The 3,282-nt window shown below is 71.8% G+C and carries 2 protein-coding genes and 1 pseudogene; 1 reads left to right on the top strand and 2 read right to left on the bottom strand.

Going from position 1 to position 3,282, the window contains the following annotated elements; all coding sequences use genetic code 11:
* Positions 1-18: 18 nt before the first annotated feature.
* Positions 19-942: a DUF3068 domain-containing protein gene (locus tag D455_RS0110535; RefSeq protein ID WP_017570688.1), complete on the bottom strand. Its 924-nt coding sequence runs from the start codon at positions 940-942 to the stop codon at positions 19-21.
* 171 nt (positions 943-1,113) lie between these two features.
* Between D455_RS0110535 and D455_RS0110530 the strand changes: the two genes are divergently transcribed.
* Positions 1,114-2,454 (top strand): acyltransferase family protein, encoded by a 1,341-nt coding sequence (locus D455_RS0110530; RefSeq protein WP_017570687.1) that lies wholly within the window; start codon positions 1,114-1,116, stop codon positions 2,452-2,454.
* Positions 2,455-2,663: 209 nt separating this feature from the next.
* On the opposite strand, the pseudogene D455_RS30015 reads toward D455_RS0110530, so the two are convergent.
* A pseudogene (locus tag D455_RS30015) lies at positions 2,664-3,282 on the bottom strand (hypothetical protein); the annotation flags it as partial.

Raw genomic sequence — 3,282 nt, 5'->3', positions numbered from 1 at the left:
CGGGTGCGGGGGCGGGGGTCAGCCGTGGTGGACACGGCTGCGGCCCGTGACGAACAGGACGACCGCGACGCCGACGAAGCCGACACCGGCGACGAGGCAGGCGACGGGCAGCGTGGTCCGCAGCAGGGGGAGCATGGTGCGTCCCTGCTCGGAGGTCTCGATCGCGGCCTGGATGGTCTCCTCGTCGGTGACGAGCTCGGCGTCGAAGATGGTCAGCACCTCCTGGCCGTCCACCACCACGACGCGGTTCTGGTCCTCGCTGATCTTCAGGGGGGAGCCGGTGACGGTGTCGATCCAGTAGGTGCGGGTGATGGAGAAGACCTCGTCACCGGTGACGTCGCCCTCGCCCTCCAGCCCGGCCACCGAGCGCGGCAGGGTGCGCTCGCCGACGACGGCTCCCTCGACCTCCTGGACGTACCTGTGGGTCTCGACCCCGTTGATCTCCTCGACCCCCTGGAACTCCATGGGGACGACCTCGCCGACGGTGGTCTCGAAGAAGTCGTAGTCGCGCTTCTCGGGGAAGAAGGGGAACTTCCACGCCTGGCCGCTCTGGGAGACGGACTCGTCGTTGACCATGGCGTCGCAGCAGTCGACCGCCTCGCCGGTGACGCGGTCGTGCCCGGCCCGGCGGCTGTTGGAGGTGATGCCGAAGCCGGTCTCGGCGTCCTCGACCCAGGTGAACTGGTCCCACACCACCGTCTCGTCGGTGCTGGCGGCCACGTCGGCCCGGATGGTGGAGGTGGCCTCCAGGGTGGCGTTCTCGACGAGTTCCAGGTCCTCGATGTTGAAGTAGGTGGCTCCCTCCGCGGAGAGGACTTTCTGGCTGTAGTAGTCCAGAGGGGTCTTCATCAGGGAGGTCGACAGCCACATGCGCGACATGGGGGCAAGGGCGAGGAAGAAGACCCCGAACGCGACGAGAACGACCGCAACGGTACGGCGCATGTGCCCTCCTGGGCGTATGAGAGTCCAGATCTGGAACTGGGTCTAGTGGAACTAGGTCCAGTTCCGGGTAGAGTACTGCCCAGTAGCGAACGACGTCACCAGGGCGTGTCGAAATTTTTATAACACGTTCTAGTGCAACGTGTTCCGATCTCTCCCCGTTCTGGAAGGCCCATGGCGCCCACCTCCTCCGCGCCCGGGGACCCCACCGGTACCCCCCTCGGCGGCGCGCCCACCCCCGACCCCTCCCTGGTCCTGCCGCAGGTCGGTGGCCGCCACGAGGCCCTCGACGGCGTCCGCGGCGTGGCCGCCCTGATGGTCCTGGTCTTCCACGTGGCCACCGAGACCGGTGACTCCCTCGCCCCGGGGATGCTCGGCGGGCTGCTGTCCGCCGCCGACCTGGCCGTGCCCCTGTTCTTCGCGCTCTCCGGCACGCTGCTGTACCGGCCCTGGGCCCGCGCCGCCCTGGACGGGGTGCGCGGTCCGCGCGCACGCCCCTACCTGTGGCGCCGCGCCGTACGCGTCTTCCCCGCCTACTGGGTGGTGGCCGTGGCGGCGCTGCTGATCTACTCCCGGAGCGAGCTCGGCTCCCTCCGGTACTGGTGGGAGATCCTCACGCTGACCTTCCCCTTCAACACCGATCCCCCGTGGGTGGGCACCGGCCCCTACGGCCTCGGCCAGATGTGGAGCCTGTCGGTGGAGGTCAGCTTCTACCTGCTGCTCCCGCTGTTCGGGCTCCTCCTGGCCCTGTGGGCGCGCGGTGGGGGGAGCGTGGACGCCCGGGGACGGCGCCTGCTCGTCGGCCTGGGGGCGATGGCGCTGCTGGGCCTGGCCGCGCTGGTACCGCAGTTCTGGCCCGAACCCCGCGAGTACATGTACGCCTGGCTGCCCCGGACCCTGGGCCTGTTCGCCGCCGGGATGGCGCTGGCCGTGCTCTCGGAGTGGGCCTGGCGTGAACCGGGGGCCGACGGTCCGGTACGCCGCCTCTGCCGGACCCTCGCCGGCTCCCCGGGGGTGTGCTGGCTGGTCGCGGGCGGTTTCTACGCCCTGAAGTCCACCGAGGCCGCCGGGGGTCGCTTCATCGGCTCCGGGGACATCTGGACGTCGGCCGTGGAGTCCCTGGCCGGTGTCGGGTTCGCGTTCTTCCTGATCGCGCCCTGCGCGCTGGCGCCGCGCCCCCGTTCGGCCCCGCTCCCGCTGCGCCGGGCGGACGCCTGGCGCGACGGCCGGTGGCTGGGCTCCCTGCTGCGGCACCCGGTGTGCCAGTACCTCGGGAGGATCTCCTACGGCGTGTTCCTGTGGCAGTTCCTGGTGCTGTACCTGTGGCGCGACTTCACCGGGCAGGAGATCTTCACCGGGTCGTTCTGGCTGGACATGGTGCCGGTCACGATCGCGACGGTGCTGCTGGCCGCGGCGACCCACCAGTGGGTGGAGGAACCCTGCCGACAGTGGTCCCGCCGGGTCCTCGACCGGCGCCGGAGGGCCCGGGACCCCGCCGACGCCCCCTCGGCCTGAGCCGCGGAAGGCCGGGAACGCCCAGGCCGGCCGGCCCGGGCGCCCGCGCGGGCGGCGCGCGCCACAGGAAAGACCCGCCGAGCAGGGCCCCGTCCGTGTCCGAGGGGGCACCGGCCCTCCCCCCACAGGGTCCGAGCGCCCTGCTCCTGAGCGCGGACCTGTCACTGGACGGGCGGCGAGCCGGAACGGACTCCTCCCGCCGGGCTACCTCAGTCCTCGGAGGAGGCCCACGGGTTGCCCTCGACCGCGGGCGCCATGCCGCCCACCGACACCCAGTCCAGGCACAGACCGCCGCGCTCCTCGGGGGCCTCGGGCACGAACACCGACAGCTGCTCGCCGGGCTCGTCCACCGGCACGTACCAGGCTCCGCGTTCCTCCGCCGCGGGCAGCTCGACCTCGATCCAGTCGTCGCCCAGCGCCACCACCACGCCGACGTCCTCCTCGGACGTGTAGCCGAGCGTGACGACCTGCGCGACACCGCCGGGCGCGCTCACCGGCCAGGACACGATCCCCTCCCACGGCTCCAGGCACCCGTCCTCCGGGCCGGGGGCGAACATGTCGCTGTCGTCGGCGGGTCGCGCCGGAACCAGGAAACCGGCGTCGTTGAACACGTACGCGACGGAGGCCTCCTCGGGCGACCTCATCCGCTCGGCCACCTCGGGGGAGGCCAGCGGCGACAGCACCCACGAGGTCAGGCGGCGCGGGCCGTTCCACTCCAGGACCACGTCCTCCGGTACCGGGCGCGAGTACAGGCCGCCCTCCTCCGGGACGTTCTCCAGCGACGTGCGCACCGTGTCCAGGTACCACTCCAGGCGGTCGCCGCTCAGG

This window comes from Nocardiopsis halotolerans DSM 44410 (genome assembly GCF_000341065.1).
GTDB classification, from domain to species: Bacteria; Actinomycetota; Actinomycetes; order Streptosporangiales; family Streptosporangiaceae; genus Nocardiopsis; species Nocardiopsis halotolerans.
Note: the sequence above shows the minus strand (reverse complement) of the source record. Positions and strands in the feature narration are given on the sequence as shown.

Bases quoted from the DNA above. Each gene is read 5' to 3' on its own strand.
- D455_RS0110535 (WP_017570688.1), bottom strand. From the start codon at position 942: ATGCGCCGTACCGTTGCGGTCGTTCTCGTCGCGTTCGGGGTCTTCTTC.
- D455_RS0110530 (WP_017570687.1), top strand. From the start codon at position 1,114: ATGGCGCCCACCTCCTCCGCGCCCGGGGACCCCACCGGTACCCCCCTC.